Annotated in this window: 14 protein-coding genes; 7 read left to right on the forward strand and 7 right to left on the reverse strand. The window is 36.9% G+C overall.

Annotated elements, in window-relative coordinates; all coding sequences use genetic code 11:
* Position 1: 1 nt before the first annotated feature.
* From Q0948_RS09800 to Q0948_RS09825, 6 genes are read left to right on the forward strand one after another with little or no spacing between them, the layout of a single operon-like run.
* The gene (locus Q0948_RS09800; protein WP_298351684.1) at positions 2 to 1,285 is read left to right on the forward strand and encodes a polysaccharide deacetylase family protein; all 1,284 of its coding nucleotides are present in this window, start codon (positions 2 to 4) and stop codon (positions 1,283 to 1,285) included.
* Positions 1,278 to 1,961, forward strand: a complete 684-nt coding sequence (locus Q0948_RS09805; protein WP_298351687.1) for a YjjG family noncanonical pyrimidine nucleotidase — start codon at positions 1,278 to 1,280, stop codon at positions 1,959 to 1,961. The genes Q0948_RS09800 and Q0948_RS09805 overlap by 8 nt, the downstream gene beginning before the upstream one ends.
* A gap of 52 nt (positions 1,962 to 2,013) precedes the next feature.
* Positions 2,014 to 2,574 carry a hypothetical protein gene (locus Q0948_RS09810; RefSeq protein WP_298351690.1) on the forward strand — a complete coding sequence of 187 codons (561 nt, stop codon included), beginning with the start codon at positions 2,014 to 2,016 and terminating at the stop codon, positions 2,572 to 2,574.
* Position 2,575: 1 nt separating this feature from the next.
* The gene (locus Q0948_RS09815; protein WP_298351693.1) at positions 2,576 to 3,982 is read left to right on the forward strand and encodes a DUF5723 family protein; all 1,407 of its coding nucleotides are present in this window, start codon (positions 2,576 to 2,578) and stop codon (positions 3,980 to 3,982) included.
* 7 nt (positions 3,983 to 3,989) lie between these two features.
* Positions 3,990 to 4,775, forward strand: a complete 786-nt coding sequence (locus tag Q0948_RS09820) for a hypothetical protein (protein ID WP_298351696.1) — start codon at positions 3,990 to 3,992, stop codon at positions 4,773 to 4,775.
* Positions 4,775 to 8,122 carry a VCBS repeat-containing protein gene (locus Q0948_RS09825; RefSeq protein ID WP_298351699.1) on the forward strand — a complete coding sequence of 1,116 codons (3,348 nt, stop codon included), beginning with the start codon at positions 4,775 to 4,777 and terminating at the stop codon, positions 8,120 to 8,122. The genes Q0948_RS09820 and Q0948_RS09825 overlap by 1 nt, the downstream gene beginning before the upstream one ends.
* On the opposite strand, the gene Q0948_RS09830 is transcribed toward Q0948_RS09825, so the two are convergent.
* Positions 8,119 to 9,396: a replication-associated recombination protein A gene (locus tag Q0948_RS09830; RefSeq protein WP_298352536.1), complete on the reverse strand. Its 1,278-nt coding sequence runs from the start codon at positions 9,394 to 9,396 to the stop codon at positions 8,119 to 8,121. The genes Q0948_RS09825 and Q0948_RS09830 overlap by 4 nt on opposite strands.
* A 98-nt stretch (positions 9,397 to 9,494) precedes the next feature.
* Between Q0948_RS09830 and Q0948_RS09835 the strand changes: the two genes are divergently transcribed.
* Positions 9,495 to 10,271 carry a rhomboid family intramembrane serine protease gene (locus Q0948_RS09835; protein WP_298351703.1) on the forward strand — a complete coding sequence of 259 codons (777 nt, stop codon included), beginning with the start codon at positions 9,495 to 9,497 and terminating at the stop codon, positions 10,269 to 10,271.
* Here the strand turns inward: Q0948_RS09835 and rlmB are convergent.
* The 6 genes from rlmB to Q0948_RS09865 all read right to left on the reverse strand — a co-directional run bounded on the left by rlmB (position 10,266) and on the right by Q0948_RS09865 (position 19,482).
* A complete protein-coding gene (gene rlmB / locus Q0948_RS09840) occupies positions 10,266 to 11,000 on the reverse strand; it encodes a 23S rRNA (guanosine(2251)-2'-O)-methyltransferase RlmB (protein ID WP_298351706.1) in 735 nt (244 codons plus the stop codon). The genes Q0948_RS09835 and rlmB overlap by 6 nt on opposite strands.
* 16 nt (positions 11,001 to 11,016) lie before the next feature.
* Complete coding sequence (locus tag Q0948_RS09845) at positions 11,017 to 11,778, reverse strand: DUF6503 family protein (protein WP_298351709.1); 762 nt, start codon at positions 11,776 to 11,778, stop codon at positions 11,017 to 11,019.
* Entirely contained in the window at positions 11,778 to 13,418 is a 1,641-nt protein-coding gene (locus Q0948_RS09850; RefSeq protein ID WP_298351712.1) for an aryl-sulfate sulfotransferase, read from the reverse strand. The genes Q0948_RS09845 and Q0948_RS09850 overlap by 1 nt, the downstream gene beginning before the upstream one ends.
* 84 nt (positions 13,419 to 13,502) lie before the next feature.
* On the reverse strand, positions 13,503 to 14,510 hold the full coding sequence (locus Q0948_RS09855; protein WP_298351715.1) for a hypothetical protein: 1,008 nt from the start codon (positions 14,508 to 14,510) through the stop codon (positions 13,503 to 13,505).
* Between the two features lie 18 nt (positions 14,511 to 14,528).
* Positions 14,529 to 16,211 (reverse strand): SusD/RagB family nutrient-binding outer membrane lipoprotein, encoded by a 1,683-nt coding sequence (locus tag Q0948_RS09860; RefSeq protein ID WP_298351718.1) that lies wholly within the window; start codon positions 16,209 to 16,211, stop codon positions 14,529 to 14,531.
* Positions 16,212 to 16,236: 25 nt separating this feature from the next.
* Positions 16,237 to 19,482: a SusC/RagA family TonB-linked outer membrane protein gene (locus Q0948_RS09865; protein WP_298351721.1), complete on the reverse strand. Its 3,246-nt coding sequence runs from the start codon at positions 19,480 to 19,482 to the stop codon at positions 16,237 to 16,239.
* Between the last annotated feature and the right edge of the window lie 51 nt (positions 19,483 to 19,533).

Genomic DNA, 19,533 nt, shown 5'->3' on the forward strand with positions numbered 1-19,533 from the left:
TATGTTACTCGTTTACACCCATAAAATTACCCCGCGAGTCTCTTATGTTTTCAAGCATATTTGTACCCGTGTCCTTGGGATTCCTGTAAAGTTTACTAGCAAACTAGAAGAGTTTATTGCACACGAGGGAGCAAAACTGTCTTACACCTCAAAAAAGCTAGGTAATGAATTACATATACGTAGTGTAGACTTGCTTTTTGAGCAAGGTATACTAGCTATGGATATTGCCGTACAAGACTGGGATGGTGTGCCTTGCTTTTTTCAAATTAAAGATGCCACAGCACAAGTGCCTTATGATATTTTTGCTGCAACTTTTTATTTGCTTAGTAGGTATGAAGAGTATTTGCCACACGTAAAAGATAGTCTAGGTCGCTTTCCAGCAAGCGAGAGTATTGCTGGTGTACACGATTTTCTAGAACAGCCAGTTGTAGATATCTGGATACAAAGATTTGCAGAGGTGCTCGCTATGCAATTTCCTAACCTAGCTATACAATCTACTACCTATAAAGCACATATGCTTGTGACAGTTCCGCAGGCATTTAAATATAAAAAGCTTGGAGTATTGCGTGCTGTGGGTGGGTACTTTAAGGATTTTGGGAAATTACGCTTTCGCGAAATTTTAAAACGCACTCAAGTCCTTCTCGGGACGAGAAAAGATCCTTACGACAGCTTTGGCTGGCTTGCAAACGTGCAAAAACAAAGTGCTATTCCGTTTCAAATTTTTTTTCAAATAGGTGATTACGGTCAGACAGCAAAAAATATCAAACACTCAAAGCGTAGTTTTCAAAGCACCATAAAGATGATAGGTGACTATTGCAGTGTGGGGCTCTTACTATCGCCACAAGCTGCAACAGATAGGCAAGTACTTGCAGTAGAGCGTAAACGTCTTCAAGAAATCATACATAGACCTATGAGAAGTATGCACGTCTCAGATTTTAAACTCAATTTACCGTATGTGTATAGAGATGCACTAGACCAAGAGATACAAAGTGACTATACAATGGGCTATGCAAATACCACTGGTTTTAGAGCGGGAACCTCTCTGTCATTCTTGTTTTATGATCTGGACTACGAGATACAAACGCCATTACTCATACATCCTGTATGTATGCAATCTGATAATGTGATTAATTACAAAAATCACACTATAGATTTTGTAAACCTCAAAGAACTAAGTGACCGAATTAAAACCGTAAACGGTGTGTTTAGAATTTCATTTTCAAATCATTCCTTTGACGATATTTATAGTAAAAAACTTTTTAGACACCTTATAACAGATGAGTAACATTACAGATGTTTTTTTTGACTTAGACCATACACTATGGGATTTTGATCGCAACAGCGGTCTTGCGTTTATAAAGATTTTTGAAAAAAATAATCTCAGTGTCAATTATGATGAGTTTCTAGAAGTATACAGTCCCATTAATTTTAAACAATGGAAATGGTATAGAGAAGAGCGCATCACAAAAGCTCAGCTACGTTACGGTAGGTTTAAAAAAACATTTGACAAGATGGGTATCTCTGTTACAGATGATATTATAGACAAACTCTCTGAAGATTATATAGATTGTCTACCAGAAAACAATCATCTCTTTGAGGGCACCATAGAGCTGCTAGATTACTTGTCACCACGCTACAAGATGCATATTATCACAAATGGGTTTCAAGAAGTACAGACTACAAAAATGAACAAATCAGGGCTCGCACCATATTTTGAAACAATGACTACCAGCGAGTCTGTAGGAGTAAAAAAGCCTAATGAGAAGATATTTCATTTTGCTATGGATAAAGCGGGTGCAAATCCATCTCAAAGTATAATGATAGGCGATACTTACGAGGCAGATATAGTAGGGGCTTTAAAGGTAGGTATGGATGCTATATGTTTTAACTATCATAAGCTCGTGCTACCTCAAGAAATTAAGGTGGTGGATGATATTAAACATCTTAAGAGCTTTTTATAACAGCAATAACATATGGGTAAAAAACGTTTATAAACCATAAAGAGCCCCAATTATGAAACAATTATCTGTAAGACTATGCTTGAGATATGTACTACTGTTACCACTTTGTTTCACCTCTTGTGTAGATGATGTAGATTTTGACCGCTTAGATCAGGTAATACTTGCGCCACGTTTTGATATAGGCCTGCTGTTTTTTTCAGTTAACTATACAAGTCTTAGCAACGAGGAGATTGTAAATAGTCAGATAATTTTAAGAGATACCACACAGCTCAATTTTTTAGACGACGAGGTTACACAAGAAAATCTTGTTGAGATTGCAATTAGTTATAGAGCTACGAATACATTTAACCATTCTATTACAAACAAAGCTGCATTTTTAAATCAAAATGGAGATGTTCAGTATGAGATTACCTTTCCAGTATCTCGTTCTAGTGATGGAACACCTGTTGTCACAGAATTTACTGAGGTTGTTGAGACACAAGATTTAGAAAACATTCGTAATTCTATACAACTAGCAAATGAGGTTATTATTTCTGCTGGGACTTTACCGCAATCTGGAGACTTGAATTTGCAAAGCAAAGCTATTTATTCACTAGAATTTACAGATTTATAAGATGCGATATATCTTATTTGCTACCTGTTTTTTTAGTCTGTTTTATGCTTCGGCACAAAACAAGCCACAATTGTATAATCAAGATGAGCTACCACAAACGTTATTGAGTAATCCAGGCGCAGCCATAAGTTTTGATAAACATATAGGAGTCCCGCTCCTTTCTGGTTTTTCATTTCAAGTAGGCTCGTCAGGAGTAAGTGTTTATGATATTTTCAGGGATGATATTCCTATAAATGCTGCAATAAATGAGGCGCTTTTGGATTTGAGTAGTACAGATTACTTTAATATGAATGTGCAACTAGAGTTATTGTCTTTTGGCTGGCGTTCCTCAAGTTCAGATATATATTATTCTGGAGGAGTATACCACGAGATAGATGCTTTCTCATATTTCCCTAAAGATTTAGCAACACTTGCATACAACGGTAATGCAGATTATATAGATGTGCCTTTTGAGTTTTCTGAGTTGGCTTTTACTGCAGAGTCCCTTTCGGTTTACCATTTTGGGATTAATAAGAAGGTAAACAACTCCTGGCAACTAGGTGCAAGAGCAAAAGTGTATATGAGCGTTGCAAACGTAAATAGTATAAATAATAGAGGAGATTTTACCACTAGAACAACACCTAATGGGCCTAATTTTTATACTCACACCCTGCGCAACGTTAGTCTCGTGGCAAATACTTCTGGTGTGGAGTCTTTTTATGATGACGAGATAGATACAGGCGTTACAGAGCTAGTGAGTAATGCCTTTTTGAGTAAAAACTATGGTTTTGGATTAGACATAGGCTTAACTCATTTTATAAATGAGCAGTGGTCTTTATCAGCCAGTATTATTGATCTAGGTTTTATAAATCATAGGGAAGATGTGCGAAATTTTACTGCAGCAGGTAATTATGAGACTAATGGTATTGAGCTTACATTTCCTGCGCTTATTGAGGGAGATGAGTTTACAGACTACTGGCAAAATATAGAAGATGAGTTTGAGGACTCAATTAATTTAAGTGATAGTTTATCTAATGATTACACCTCTTGGCGACCGGTAAAGTTTAATACTTCTTTACAGTATGCGTTTGGTGAAGATCGCAGTGGCGAGTGTAATTGTAAGTCTGGAGGTGGTAGAAAGTATATAAATAATGTAGGACTTCATATAAACAGTATTAAGAGACCTAGAGGGTTGCAAACAGCCATAACAGCTTATTATGATAGAAAATGGAATAGTGGGTTGCTTACCAGAGTTACATATACCTATGACAAGCGTTCTGCTACTAATCTTGGGTTCTTAGTTAGTACAAAAATTAATAAATTTAATCTTTATCTTGCTGCCGATAATCTTGTGCAGTCTACAAACATTGCAAAAGCTAGAGGTGCGAGCCTACGGCTCGGGATGCAGCTCGTATTTGAAAATAAATAAGAACCTTATGAAATATCTTTTTACACTACTTATGATTGCCAGCTTAAGTAGTAATTTATATGCACAATCTGTTAATGATTATAAGTATGTAATTGTCCCAGAGAAGTATGATTTTTTAAAGTCACCAGATCAATATCAAGTAAACAGTCTCACAAAATTCTTATTTAATAAATATGGTTTTGAGGCATATAAAGAAAAAGATAAGGAAATACTTAAAAACCCTATTGACCCTTGTGAAGCACTTTATGCACAAGTAACCAGTGAGTCTACTTTTATACAAGCAAAACTCACCGTTATTTTAAAAGACTGCAATGATCAAGTGATCTTTAAAACCTCAGAGGGGAGGAGTAAGAATAAAGATTATAAAAAGGCATACCACGGTGCATTGCGAGAAGCTTTTCTAGATATAGAGGCCTTACAATATAGTTATAACCCCTCTGCAACAGCAGTTGAGCGTAAAACTACGAAAATACCAGAGTCTAGTATAGCAAAAGATAAATCACCAGATCTAGACGAAAAAAAGCAGATAGTATCTAAAACTTCTAGTATGCCAGCTGCTATTATTTTTGCCAGCGAAGATGGTTTTTATAAAGCAAAGCAAACAGGAACTACAATCACATTTTATGATGACTCAAAAAAGATAGGCCTTGCAGAGATGGGTAATGGAGAAGCATTTGATGTTACTACAACAGACTTTAGCGGAACAGCTTTTTTCTTAGAAGGTAGGCTTGTGGTACAGCGAAAAATAAAAGGTATAGCAGGCGTGGTTGAAATGATATTTACAAAAGAATAATGAAGCAATTATACACACTACTTATAAGTATACTTATACTGTCTTGTGGGGATAAGACAGAACAAACTATATTAAAAGAAACTAGTCCTTCAAAAGTCATAAAGACTAAGGATGTAAAGATTTTTGAACAAATCTCTAGTGACTCCAGTGGTATCACTTTTTCAAACACTCTTAAAGAAGATGTAGGTTCTCTAGCAAACCTATTTGATTTTGACTATTTCTATAATGGAGCAGGCGTAGGAGTAGCAGATGTTAATAATGACGGACTTCAAGATTTATTTTTTACAGGTAACCAGGTGCCTAACAAATTGTATCTCAACAAAGGTAATTTACAGTTTGAAGATATTTCAGATGCCGCAGGTATTAATGTAGGTAAACAATGGGCAAACGGTGTCACATTTGCAGATGTAAATAATGACGGCCTCATAGATATTTACGTATCACAGGGAGGACCTAAGCAAGCACAAGAGCGTGGTAACTTGTTATATATAAATGAGGGTGAAAACCGCTTTCGCGAAAGCGCAAAACAATACAACATTTCAGATACGGGCATAAGCACGCAATCTTCGTTTTTTGACTTTGATAAGGATGGAGATCTTGATCTTGTTGTGTCAAATGAAAACGAACTTTATGGACTAGACCCGCAACGATTTTTTGCAAGTATGAAGATTCGTAAAAATCTTGAAAAAAGCAGTGTACAACTTTACGAAAATACGGGCAACACGTTTAAGAATGTAACAGAAAGTGCTGGATTGCTCAAACCGGCATTTGGACTAGGCCTCGTAGTAAGTGATATAAATAACGATGGCTGGCTAGACCTCTATATTGCAAATGATTATTATGTGCCAGATGCGATGTACATAAATAACCAAGACGGCACTTTTACAGATAAAATAAAAGAACAGACCGCACAAGTCTCATTTTATGGAATGGGGGTAGACATTGCAGATATTAACAATGATATGCTGCAAGATATATTTGTACTAGATATGGCGGCCAGTGATCACGTGCGCTCTAAAACGCTTATGGCAAGTATGAATGAGCAGCGTTTTAATATGCTTACAGAAGATATGGGTTTCCAGCATCAGTATATGTTTAACTCACTACAGCTTAACCGTGGTAATGGTAGGTTTGATAACGTAGTGCATCAAGCACATATGGCTAAGACAGACTGGAGCTGGGCGGGACTTATAGCAGATCTTGATAACGATGCAGATCGTGATGTTTATGTTACAAATGGATATAGAAGATATGCCCTTGATAATGATTTACAAAATCAGGTAAGAGACACGCAGCGCGCTTTTAATGGTACTGTGCCTCTTGATGTAAAGCAAAAGTTATATGATGCAATGCCTACAGAAAAGCTTAGTAATATTGCCTTTGTAAACAATGGAGATTTAGACTTTAAAAATAACTCCTACCAGTGGGGTCTAGCTGTGGCTTCTTATTCTAACGGTGGTGCTTATGCAGATCTTGATAATGATGGTGACCTTGAACTTATAACTAATAATATAGATGATACCGCTTTTCTCTTTAAGAATACCTCTGTAGAAAATAAGCTAGGTAATTTCATAAAAATTAAAACAAAAGGAACGCTTTCAGAAGACTTTGCAAAGGTGACTGTTATTACAAAAAATGGTACACAAGTAGCCGAGAATAAAAGGACAAGAGGATACCTTTCGGCAGTAGAGGAGGGTGCTCACTTTGGTTTAGGCACTGTAGAGAATGTAGATAAAGTGATTGTACAGTGGCTCTCTGGAAAACGTAGTGAGTTTACAGATATAAAAGCAAACCAGACACTTGTTGTAAAAGAAAACGAAGCAACACTTACTGGGCTTCCTGTTATCGATACAAAAGAGCCTATGTACGCTTTCGCGAAAGCAAAAAATGACTTAGGCATAGATTTTAGTCACAAGGAAAATACCTTTAACGATTTTACAAAGGAAGTATTATTGCCTTATAAGCAATCACAACTAGGCCCTTTTATATCAAAAGGAGATGCAAATAATGATGGTCTTGAAGACTTGTTTATAGGAGGTGCTTCAGGACAAGCGGGAGCGTTATACATACAATCAACAACTGGATTTAATAAGATATCACAGCCTGCATTAGATAAAGACAAGGCTTATGAAGATATGGAATCATTATTTGTAGATGTAGATGGTGATGGAGACCAAGATCTTATCGTAGTAAGTGGAGGTAATGAATTTGCCAAACAAGATGCGCTATTAGAAAATAGGCTGTATCTAAATGATGGTGCTGGTAATTATGATAAGGCAGCTTTTGATCAGACCGGGAATAACCGTTTTGTTTATAGTAAAAGTATTGCTGCAATAGATTTTGACCAAGATGGTGATCAAGATATTGTAATAGGTAATCGTATTGAGCAGGGGCAGTTTCCTGTTAGTGCCTCTTCTGTGCTTTATCGTAACGATAGAGGTGTGTTTACAGATGTAACTGTAGATGTGGCGCCAGATTTATTAGATTTTGGTATAATAAACGATGTGCTTACTACAGATTATGATAATGATGGAAAAGAAGATTTACTTATAGTAGGAGAGTGGTCACCTATAGGATTACTTAAAAATATAGGAGGGCATTTTGTACGTCAAAGTCTTCCGGAACTTGACGAAAATCTAGGTTTATGGTTTACTGCTGTGGAGACAGATGTAAATAATGATGGAATAAAAGATTATGTGATAGGAAATATAGGAGAGAACACTAAGTATAAGGCCTCAAAGAAAAAACCATTTAAGGTCTTTGCAAATGATTTTGATAATAATGGCACCTTTGATCTTGTACTCAGTAATGAATATAACGGTAGTTATGTGCCCGCAAGAGGTAGAGAGTGTAGCTCACAGCAAATGCCTTTTATTTTAGATAAGTTTGCTACCTACTCAGATTTTGCAAATGCAACACTAGATGATATATATGGAGATGCATTAAAAGAAGCCTACACAAAAGAAGTAAATACATTTTCTTCCATACTACTTATAGGCCATAAAGATGGAGGGTTTACCACCTCTATGTTACCTGCAATTGCACAAAGTGGTCCAGGTTTATCTATAGAAACAGTAGATGTAAATGATGATGGTTATCAAGATTTAATACTAGCAGGTGCCATTTATGAAACAGAAGTAGAGACTCCTAGATATGATGCGGGAGTAGGTGTTGTACTTATGTCTAATAAGAAAGATGGTTATGAAGGACTTTCAACCGTAGAGACCTTACTTTTCTTAGATGGAAATGTAAAAGATGTGGCATCTATTACTCACAAAGGATTGTCAAAAAAACTACTTATATCTGCAGTAAATAATGGGCAAGCTCAAGTTGTAAATCTAGATTAGTAATTATACTTAGTACCCCACTTTGCTTTTAGGTTTTCCTTGATGGCTTTTTCTCTTGTGTTATCTGTAGGCTCGTAAAAAGTGGTTCCGCTTATTTCTTTTGGTAAAAACTCTTGTGGTATAAAGTTTCCAGGGTAGTCGTGAGAATACTTGTAATCATCACCGTAGCCTATTTCTTTCATAAGCTTTGTAGGTGCATTGCGCAAGGGTAATGGTACAGATAAGTCTCCAGTTTGCTTAACAAGCTGTTGAGCCTTCCCTATTGCAAGATATGCAGCATTACTTTTTGGCGAGCTAGCAAGATAAGTAACGCACTGGCTAAGTATAATGCGCGACTCTGGGTAACCTATAGTCGTAACCGCTTGAAAGCAGTTATTTGCTATGACAAGAGCAGTAGGGTTTGCATTGCCTATATCCTCAGAAGCAGCAATAATGAGTCTTCTGGCGATAAATTTCACATCTTCTCCACCTTCTATCATTCTAGCGAGCCAGTAAACGGCTGCGTTAGGGTCGCTACCACGTATGGATTTTATAAAAGCAGATATGATGTCATAGTGTTGCTCCCCAGTTTTATCATAGCGCACAATATTTTGTTGCACTTTAGAGAGCACCATATCATTTGTAACATCTACCTCCTTTTCTTTTTCTGTTGTAACAATGAGCTCAAATATGTTGAGTAGTTTCCTTGCATCTCCACCACTTAGCCGTAGTAATGCTTCAGTTTCAGAAAGTGTGATGTCTTTCTTCTTTAAGATTTCATCTTTCTCAATGGCTCGATTAAGGAGTAAAACAAGATCTTTTTTTTCAAACGGTTTTAAAATATACACTTGGCATCTCGACAGTAATGCAGGTATAACTTCAAAACTAGGATTTTCTGTCGTTGCACCCACAAGGGTAACCCAGCCACGCTCTACAGCCCCTAGTAAAGAGTCTTGTTGAGACTTTGAAAATCTGTGTATCTCATCTATAAATAAAATAGGATTCTTTTGGGTAAATAACCCTCCACTTTGCTTTGCCTTGTCTATTACCTCACGTATATCTTTTACACCGCTGTTTATGGCACTCAGTGTGTAGAATGGTCTCTTAGACTCTTCGGCAATAATTGTTGCTAGTGTGGTCTTACCTATGCCTGGAGGACCCCAAAGTATGAGAGATGGTATAATCCCTGCCTTGAGTGCTTGTTGCAGTGAGCCATTCTCACCTACTAGGTGATGCTGGCTGAGGTAATCTTCAAGTTTTTTAGGGCGTAAACGTTCTGCAAGAGGTGTATTCATCATACAAAAATAGCTATTTTGAAGTTTCTTATATGACAATCTTTCATTTCACATAGTAATGGTTAAAGATTTGCTTTAATAAAGAAAATCATACACTTATGGAGAGTGAGTCGTCTTATTTTAAGTTTTATAATGGAGTAGTGGGGTACCCCTTGCTGTTTGTGCTCATTATCTGGTTTGTGTTTTGGATAGAGATCAAGTTTGGTTTAGATTTTACGCGCTGGGGAGTACGACCTAGAACAGGGATGGGTTTACGAGGTGTGCTTTTCTCACCCTTTATACATAGCGGGATAAAACACTTATGGCATAATACCACCCCATTGCTGGTACTTAGTACTGCACTGTTTTATTTTTATAGAAATATCTCGTGGAAGGTTTTATTATGGATTACCATTTTGAGCGGTTTGGGTACCTGGCTTATAGGCAGGACGTCGTATCACATCGGGATGAGTGGTGTGATTTATGCGCTCGTATCATTTTTATTTTTCAAAGGAATAATAGCGAAGCATTATAGGCTTGTTGCTTTGTCGCTTGTAGTTGTATTTCTTTATGGCAGTCTAATTTGGGGGACAATGCCTACCAGTGAGAATATATCGTGGGAGGGACATCTTTCAGGTTTTATAGCTGGGGCATTTATTGCTTTACGCTTTCGCGAAAGCGTACCTAACCCTATAAAATATGCTTGGGAACAGCCAGATTACAAAGAAGAAGATGATCTATTTATGCGTCAGTTTGATGAAGACGGTAACTTTTTTGAACTACCCCCAGAGCCTACCGTAAATACGGAGGCTGATACTTACACCATCGTTTATCATTATATAACACAAGATGACGAGAAGATTAAGGGTGATAATGCTTATAAAGACGAATTATAAGCGCTGTCTTACTACTTCATAAAGAAAAGCTCCACAGGCTACAGAAACATTTAAAGATGCGATAGAGCCTTTAAGAGGGAGTTTTGCTTGTTGATCTACAATTTTGAGAACTCCAGGAGATACCCCACTATCTTCACGTCCCATCACAATAGCGGTAGGTTGATTAAAATCTACATCATATAATGTATTGTCTGTCTTTTCTGTAGCAGCTACAACTTGTATTCCGGAACCTTGTAAATAGTAGATGGCATCTTTTATGTGATCAACTTTTGCAATAGGCATACTAAAAGCAGCTCCGGCAGATGTTTTTACCGCAACACCATTAAGTGGTGCTCCACCTTTTTTAGGTATAATAACACCGTGCGCTCCTGTACACTCTGCGGTACGAATTATAGCTCCAAAGTTACGTACATCAGATAATTGGTCTAGTAAGATAAAAAGTGGCGTCTCGCCGCTCTCTACTATTTTGTTTACAAGCTCTTCAAAATCGTGATATTTTACAGGAGATATCGTAGCGACTGCCCCTTGGTGATTGAGTTGGGTAAGCTTGTTAAGCTTTTCAATAGGCACAAAGGATGTTTGTATACCGTGCTTTTTGATGAGCGTGTTAAGTTCGCTTAAAAGTGAGTTGTGTAATCCTTTTTGTAAAAACACTTTGTCTACTTCTTTTCCTGCCTCTATCGCTTCTATTATTGCACGAGTCCCGTGTATTTGTAGTGTTTTTTCCATTAGGTCTTTAATATAATTATTTAAGCAAATTTTTTACTTCAATGTTTTTGTAAGTGACTTGTTCTATTGGCTTTAAAGTTAAATTTGAGAAGCCAGTATGTAATTTGTCTATAGGTAGTGTTCCGTTATCGGCTTGGAAAAGATAGTAATCAGCAAATAAAATTCCTTTTATTTTTTTGTGATTAGTGTAGCGTCTGAATGTTGGTGAATCATACGATAGTTTGTGGTATTGAGCCGAGTACATAACTAAATTGGTCTTTTTGTCAATATAAAAGTAATACTCGTCTGTTGGGACGTCAGGTACTTTTTTTGATTTAACCCGTAAGGTTAGATATACACTATCGTTAATAACTGTATCAGGTAAATTTTCAACGTTGTAACGGTTTCCTGTTAATAAATGTGGCGCAAAGGTATTAAATATAAAACCATCAAGTTTAGAATCAAAAAACTTTCTGTTATAAGTTGATTCATCCTGTAGGGAATCATTTATGAAATATTCAATAAACCCATTTTTGTATGTTGTTTTGTAATCAACATCTCTAGAAGTACGAGACATTGTATAGTGGGTGTCCTGATTATTTAGTTCTATTTTATAATTAACATCATTAACATCAAATGTAATTTCACGTTGCTGTAAAACAGAACTTCCATAATTATTCTGTAGAGAATTTAAAATGTTTTGAGGTGATCTTTTTTGAGGAGAGGATGTCTTGCTTTCGCAGGAAATAATTCCTATTAGTAAAAACCCTATTGAAAAAGAGTATATGAGGTTTTTCATTAGTTTTTTAAAATTTTATGTGTTTCAATGATTCCATTTTTATGTGTTATTTCTACGAAATATAAGCCTCTTGGTAGATGTGATATATTGAGAGTTTTTTTGCTGGACTCTATGAGCTTTTGACCACTTAAATTGAATATAGCAGCTTGCGAAAATATGTAGTCTGTAGAAATATTTATGATGTTCAATGCTGGATTAGGATATACACTTGAATGTTGAGTTAAGGTTGGATTTTCTTGTAAATTCAAAATTTCGCACTCATCCGTTATAGGATTGAGCTCAATGGGACTCCCAGGTGTTAGGTCTTTGTTTTCAAATGCTGAATATTGTGGAGAATATCTCAATGATCTAAAAACCCTAGTTTGACTTGCATCAGGATCATCTCCATCTTGTAGAATTTCTAGATTACTTACGGGGCTTAAGTATTCCCATACAATACTGCCATCTGTTGTAATTTCAAATAATTTTCCATCAGGTCCCGACGTTATAAGGATATTACCATTAGGTAATTCTTGTGCTCCTGAAAGAAATGCAGAAAAAAAGTCACTGGGATTTATGTAAGAAAAAAACGGATTTTCTGGGCCATAAGCACCTCCTGAGTATTCGTAGTTTGAATTCGCCTCGTCATATAAAGGGTCAATGATTAGTATCTCTGAAAATCCTTCATCTGGTTGGTTGTTGAATATTAATATTTTACCCGCATTCGGTCCTGTGTCTTCTATAAACTGGACGTCGTGCATTGCGTTTAATGCTTGGGAATTTATATCACCTTGCCTGTAGCTTTCAGGATTACCATATCTATATAAAATATCTCCCCCTTTCCCACTATTACCTCCAGAGCCTGTGGCTGCTTCTTCCGTAGTTGTACTATGGTCAATAATTATAAACTCATCTAGATTTCTATTGCTAATGATAATATGATCTCTCTCTGGATGATAACTTATGGCATTTGAATGCCACCAGTCAGCTTCGCCAAAACTGGTTCCATAATTGAAGTCAACTTTTTGAGGATTTTCTGCAACATTTCCAAATGTACTACTTTGACTATTGAAGTCTTGTATAATATGATCCCAAGATCGCCATTCCCATATTACATTATAGCTGTCTGCTCCTTGTAATTCTATTTCCCAAATGCGTTCTTCATACAATTCATCCGTTGCTACTGTTTGAGGATCTCGCCCCAGAGCTATGGCTTCGTCTTTTGTCCTCCGGACTGCTACCAAAATGAGAAGATTTCCATTATCTAGCACAACATAATCGTGATGAAAACTTAGATTGGTTTCAGATATTGTAGCCCCCCATAATAGTTCACCCTCCCAAGAAAAGTGTTCTATACGCCCTGTATTACCTGGTATGTTCAAGGTAGATTGATTGTCAACAACAGATCTGAAGAGGGAACCGTCAGGAAGGAGATAATCAGTGCTGAAAAGTGGAAATTGAGATTCCCAAGTATTAATTATTCTTCCACAGTTATCAATCAAATAAGTGTATCTAGGAACTTCAGATGTACGTGGGGAGAATAGTGTATAGCCATTATAAGACTCTGCGAGATTAGTTTGAATCCCAACTGTATTTTGGCAGTTGGTGATTGTGGTAAGGAAAAGTAATAGTAAAAATAAAAGCCGTTTTATAGTATACATATTGTATGTAGTTATATGACTAAAATAAGAAAAGCATCTCTGTTAGGAGATGCTTTTAACTTTAACATTGAATGTTGATTATGTTTATTGCTTTGTAAAGCTTAATGAAGTTTGTATAGCTCCACCACAGTCACCAGTCTCGTCATCTGTTATAATAAGAACAAATGAAGTGTCATCTTGGAAATCATAAGTTCCAAATACATCAGTAGGTGGCCCTATTGTAATTCCAGCACTACACTGTACCCCTGTTGTAGATCCTGTTGGTATAGAAACCTCACCACAAATAAAGTTTAATGTAAATGTACGAGTATTTCCAAATCCTAGTGCTGCTAAGTAATCAGCATCAAATAATCTTTGAGTGTCTTCTAGTACAGTTTCAGTTCCAGGGATAAATCCGTCTTCGTCATTTTCAATTAAAGTAAGAATAACACCACCACCATCTGGATCAAAAGTATCGTATCCGAAAATAGAAGGAGTAAGTTGTTCAACTAGATAATCACCTGAGAAGGTATCGTCATTAACTGGACAAACTACAGGAGTTAAATATTGGAATGGGCTAGCAAAGAAACCACCAGTAATTACTCCACCAGCATTTTCTGCATTGAAAACACGTCCATCAGTAAGATTGAGTGTTAAGAATGTTGAGAAGCTATCTCCTCCAAATATATCTTCATCAGTTAAGTTAACTAATGATAATAATTCAGTTAAAGGTAAAGTAAGTGTATGTCTAGGAAGACCAAATGGGCCATCTTCAAAATCACTTGCAGGAATATTACGCACAAATACGCGTTCTCCAACTATTCCGTTAGATGAATCACCTACATCATCAGAACCATCTGTAAATAGTATTTCAACATCTACACTTTCTAGTAAATCACCTCCAAAGGCATCTTGCTCTTCAAGTAATACCGAAAACTCTGCTGTTGGTACTCCAATAGGAAGAGAGTTTGATATTAATGAAACTGTTCTTAGAACCGCACCTCTCTCTACAGTTTCCTGTACAAGGTCAGTTGTGTTTTGTTCATCGTCCTCACAAGAGGCCATTCCAAAAAGAATGGCTCCAGCAAAGGCAAATTTTAATATATTTTTCATTGTTATTTTTTTTAAATGTTAGTTCGAAGCCGGGAATCCTCCGTTCGGTGAAGATGGTGGGTTCGTATCCCAAAATACTTGAGTATTTTGATCAGGCTTTTGATTAATATTTGGATTAGCAATAACTTCAGAAGATGCATATGGGAATGATCTTGGGAAGTTTCCTGGGTCAGCCTCTAAGTTTGGTTGAAGAGTTGTTGGGAATCCTTGTCTTCTGTAGAAGTTGTAAGATTCAGCAGCTCCTCCGTAAAGAGTTACCCAGTATTGTTGAGCATAAACATTCCATTTACCAGTCATATCTGCTGCATCAAAGTCAGCAATTATATCGCTAATAAAATTATCTACAACCACACTTGAAGGCTCAGTAGAACCATCATTTGTAGCATCTAGAGCTCCAAAAGATTGAACTTTAGCTATAGATTTAATTAAACCAGCTTCAATAAAATCTGCCGCTCCATCAGCATCCCCAGCAATTAGTGCTGCTTCAGCTCTCCAGAAATCTACGTAAGATGCAAGGATGATAGGCTCTATTCCAGCTCCACCGCCACCGGCTCCTAGTGATACACTTTCAAATTCTCCTTGATCATAAAGACCTCCTGAAGGATAAACACCTGTAACAGTTCTTAAGAAGTTGTCAGGAGGAGTTCCGTCATCATCACCGTGATCTCTACCCCAATAACCGTTTTCTAAGAAACAGTAAGTAAATCCAGCATAGTGAGGTGGTGAAGTTTCTAAAGAACAAGATAAAGTTTCACCATTTCCTTCTGGTAAACAAGATGCACCAGGAGTACAATCAGATTGACGATAGAAGTAATAAGTCATTCTAGGATCATTAGTCTCAGACATATAGTTCATCAACCAATTAGAACGGTATAAGTTACCTCCTGAAGGAGTGTAATCTTGTTGGTAATCTGGATGTCTTGTATCTGGATTTAATAAGTTAGACCCAAATTGTAATTGAAGATCATCTTCTGTATCGCTAATGAAATTGTCTCCTGCAACAAGTGCATTAAAAGTAGCTAAGTCACCTGTAGTGATAGCAGCCTTCATTTCTATTGTATTTGATGCTTTAATCCATTTTGAGATGTCTTCATCATAAAATAAATCTTCGATAGCACTGTTTACATCCCCCTCAGAAGCTATAAGATCTGCATTAAGAGCACTTAGAGTAGCTCTACCTTCAGCAACAAGGTTAATAGCCGCTTCATAGACAGAAGCACCATCCTGCACATTCGGACTAGGAAAATCTATTGGATTAAAAGCCTCGTCAAAAGGAATATCACCAATGTAATCTACTAACCACAATAAAGAATGTCCTAGCATTATCTTACCTGTTCCTACTTGAAAACGAAGATCAATACTTGGGTCTGCGTCTAATTCTTCAATAGTCCTAACATCTACAAGCATTCCTGCATATGTACGAGACCAAGCACCATCTAAAGTACCTCCAGTTAATCCAGCGAAATAGTTTCTGTTTCCGAAATACTGTACTCTTGTTAAAGCGCCACCGTTACCATTAAATGTTTGTGCATTCAATTGGTAGTTCAGTTGAACTGAATTTAGCAGAAAATTTGGATCTGCTTGGTCTGATGTCAAGTTATTTGGGTCATTTACTAACTCCAATTCTGTGGTCTCACAAGAATAGAAGAGAGATGAACCAGCTATAACAACAGCCATTATGAACTTAAATGTATTTTTCATAATTCTATTTTTATAAATCTTTTAATTAAAATGATGCTTTTACGCTTAATCCATAACGCTTTGAAGAAGGACCATTGATATAGTCAAATCCACGACCATTACCAACACCTACACCAGCTACGTTAGGGTCGAAGTTTGCTCCATCAGGAGTGTTATAAGCGTCATACCATAAGTTAAATCCACTAGCAGTAACGCTGAATGAACCGAATGGAGTTTTATCTAAGAACTTCTTAGGTAATGAATATCCTAAAGAAAGCTCTTGTAATCTAATAACTGAAGCATCATATACTTGAAGCTCTTTAGGGCCGAAAAGTACATTGTTGAAGTAATACTGTGAGTTGTTGATTTGTACTTGGTTTTCAGATCCATCCGCTTGAACACCTGGAAGAATGTAAGTATTCTCACGATCTTCAGTTTCTGTAATAAGACCACGACCTAATAATACACCTATAGTAGAAGAAGCAATATCTCCACCTTTAGTATAATTCATTTGGAAACCAAGGTTAAAGTTCTTATAAGATAATGTGTTAATCCAGTTTAAAACATAATCTGGGTTAGGGTTACCAATGATAGGAGTAATGCTACGACCATCATCAAGAATAACGTTATCCTGTACAACATAGTTACCAGCACCGTTTACTACAAAGTTGCCGTCGTCATCTCTAAGGATTCTAGTTCCTACAATTACACCTAACTGTTCTCCTCTAATAGCAGCATTACCTCCTAAGAATGGTTGGGTAGATCCAGCATAGATAATTTGGTCATCATCTTGCTCAGTTACAATTTGCTCACTAGTTGTGAAGTTTGCTCTAGTATTCCAGTTGAATCCATCATTTTCACTTTGGAAAATATCAACTCCTAAATCAACTTCAAATCCGTCACCTTCAACCTTACCAATGTTACTCTGTGTAGAAGTAAATCCAGTTGATGGAGGTAATGGTTTAAATACAATTAGATCATCAGTAGATCTGTTAAAGTAAGAGAAATCTAAGCTTACTCTGTTCTTAAGTAAACGAGCATCAAATCCAACTTCAAATTCAGAGATAAGCTCTGGTTTAAGATCAGGATTAGCTTGGAAGTTACTTACACTGTTCGTTGTAGTGTTACCACCACCAGCGTTTTGATCAATGTATTGGTTTGTGAATTGGTTAACAGTATTTACTGTTGGGAAACCACCAGGGAAACCAGCAGAAGTACCAAGACCTGCTCTTACTTTTAAATAGTTAAGTGCATCACCTTTAAGACCGTCAAATGCAGTAGTAGGTAAGAATGATAAACTTACAGAAGGATATAGTTGTGAGTTGTTTTCCTTTGGAAGGTTAGATACCCAGTCATTACGAGCAGCAAGCGTAAGGAAAAGCATATTATCATAATCAATATCTGCTTGACCTAAAACACCTACGATGTTTTGGAAAGATGTAAATTGGATAGGAGCCTGCTCTAAGAAGTTAAAGTGTCTCTGTACACCAAATACAAGTTGTCCTGTACTAGCCACACCTTGTTGATCAAATTCAACAGATCTAGAAGTAGCACCTGTAATGAAAGTTAAACCAACTTTGTCAGAAAGATCGTAATCTCCACTTAATGCTAAGTAGTGATCCCAGATACGGTTGTTGTTATCCCAAGTGTTATATTCACCGTTGATATCGTCAACAGTAGCACCTAGTACACCACCTTTATTTACATAACTTACGTTGCGCTCGTTGTAGAAATCTACACCAGCACGGTATTGTAAGTTTAGGTTATCATTAATGCTGTATTGTAAAGTCGATGTTCCATATACACGGTTAGTTAACTGTGTATTTTTTGCATTTTGCACAATCCAGTTAGGGTTGTTAATGTCATTACCTTGACGGTAGTAAACACTTCCTCCTGTTTCAGGAATAGTAAACGGTAAGTTTGCTAAGTCTACGTTACGAGGTGTAAAGAATACGTTTGCAAATACTGAGAATCCTAAAGTACCATTACCACGTGATGCAGCTACCGGAGGAGAAGAGAAGTCAGTTCTAGAGAAGTTTAACGTTCCTGAGATTGTAAACTTATTAGATAATTGTGCTCTACCACCTACAGAAAGGTTGTTTCTACGTAATTGGTTTCCAGGGATAAATCCTTTATCCTCTAAGTGACCGTAGTTTAAGTTGTAGTTTACTTTACCGTCTTCAGATGCACCGTTTATGTTTATAGAAGTGTTAGAAACACCACCTGTACGGAAAAACTGAGATACGTTATTGTAAGGTCTGTACTCATAACGTTGTCCATCAAACTCATCTCTTAAAATTTGTCCTATATCTGCTCCAGTAGTTGAGTATGGGTGAGCTACTGTACCGTTTTCGTCTATCTGTCCTGAAGGCTCATTTAAGTATCCTGCAACACCACCTGCTTCAAAAGCTGGACCCCAGTTTGAGAAGAACCATCCGAAAGATTGGTCAAAACCTCCACCAAACTTGTCTTGGTAATCTGGTAATGAAGCAATTTCATTAACAAAGTAAGACTGGTTAATTGTGATTTCAGTTTTCTTAGGCCCGCCAGCTCCACTTTGACCTGACTTTGTAGTAATTACGATAACCCCGTTACGTCCAGCTGTACCATATAACGTTGCTGCAGCAAGTCCTTTAAGAACGTTTACACTTGCAATGTTGTTTGGATCAAGATCTAAGAAACGTGAAGAACCATTGTTACCAGCAAGAAAACTACCCTGTGCGTTAGTATCACTACTAAAAGGCACACCATCTACGATAAATAATGCTTGGTTACTTCCGTTTATTGAAGTATACCCACGAATTACAACATTTGTTGCAGATCCAGAAGCACCACTCTGAGAAGTAATCTGTACACCAGAAGCTTTTCCTGATAGTACACGAGCAACGTCACCTTCTGTACGTCCTTCGATTTCTTCAGAAGCAACTTCACTTACTGCGTAACCAAGCGCTTTTTTCTCACGCTTAACTCCTTGTGCTGTTACAATTACCTCGTCTAGAGCATTGTCAGCAGCAAGAGCCACATTAATTGTTGATTGACTTCCTACTGTCACCTCTTGAGTTGAGAAACCAACAAAACTAAAGACAAGTACATCTGTTGGACTTGCTTGAATTGAGTAATTTCCATCAAAATCGGTCTGAGTTCCTGTAGACGTACCTTTGATAATGACATTTGCACCAGGCAAAGGACCATTATCTTCAGTAACCGTCCCGGAAACTGTTGATTGTGCAAACGAAACTTGCACTACAAACGCTAGCAATAGCGTTAAAATTCCACTAAACTTTGTTTTCATTTTTATAAATTATTTGAATTAGCCAATGCCAAAAATCACAATAAAAAGTTA

The organism is uncultured Dokdonia sp. (genome assembly GCF_947496725.1).
In the GTDB taxonomy this organism is placed as follows: Bacteria; Bacteroidota; Bacteroidia; order Flavobacteriales; family Flavobacteriaceae; genus Dokdonia.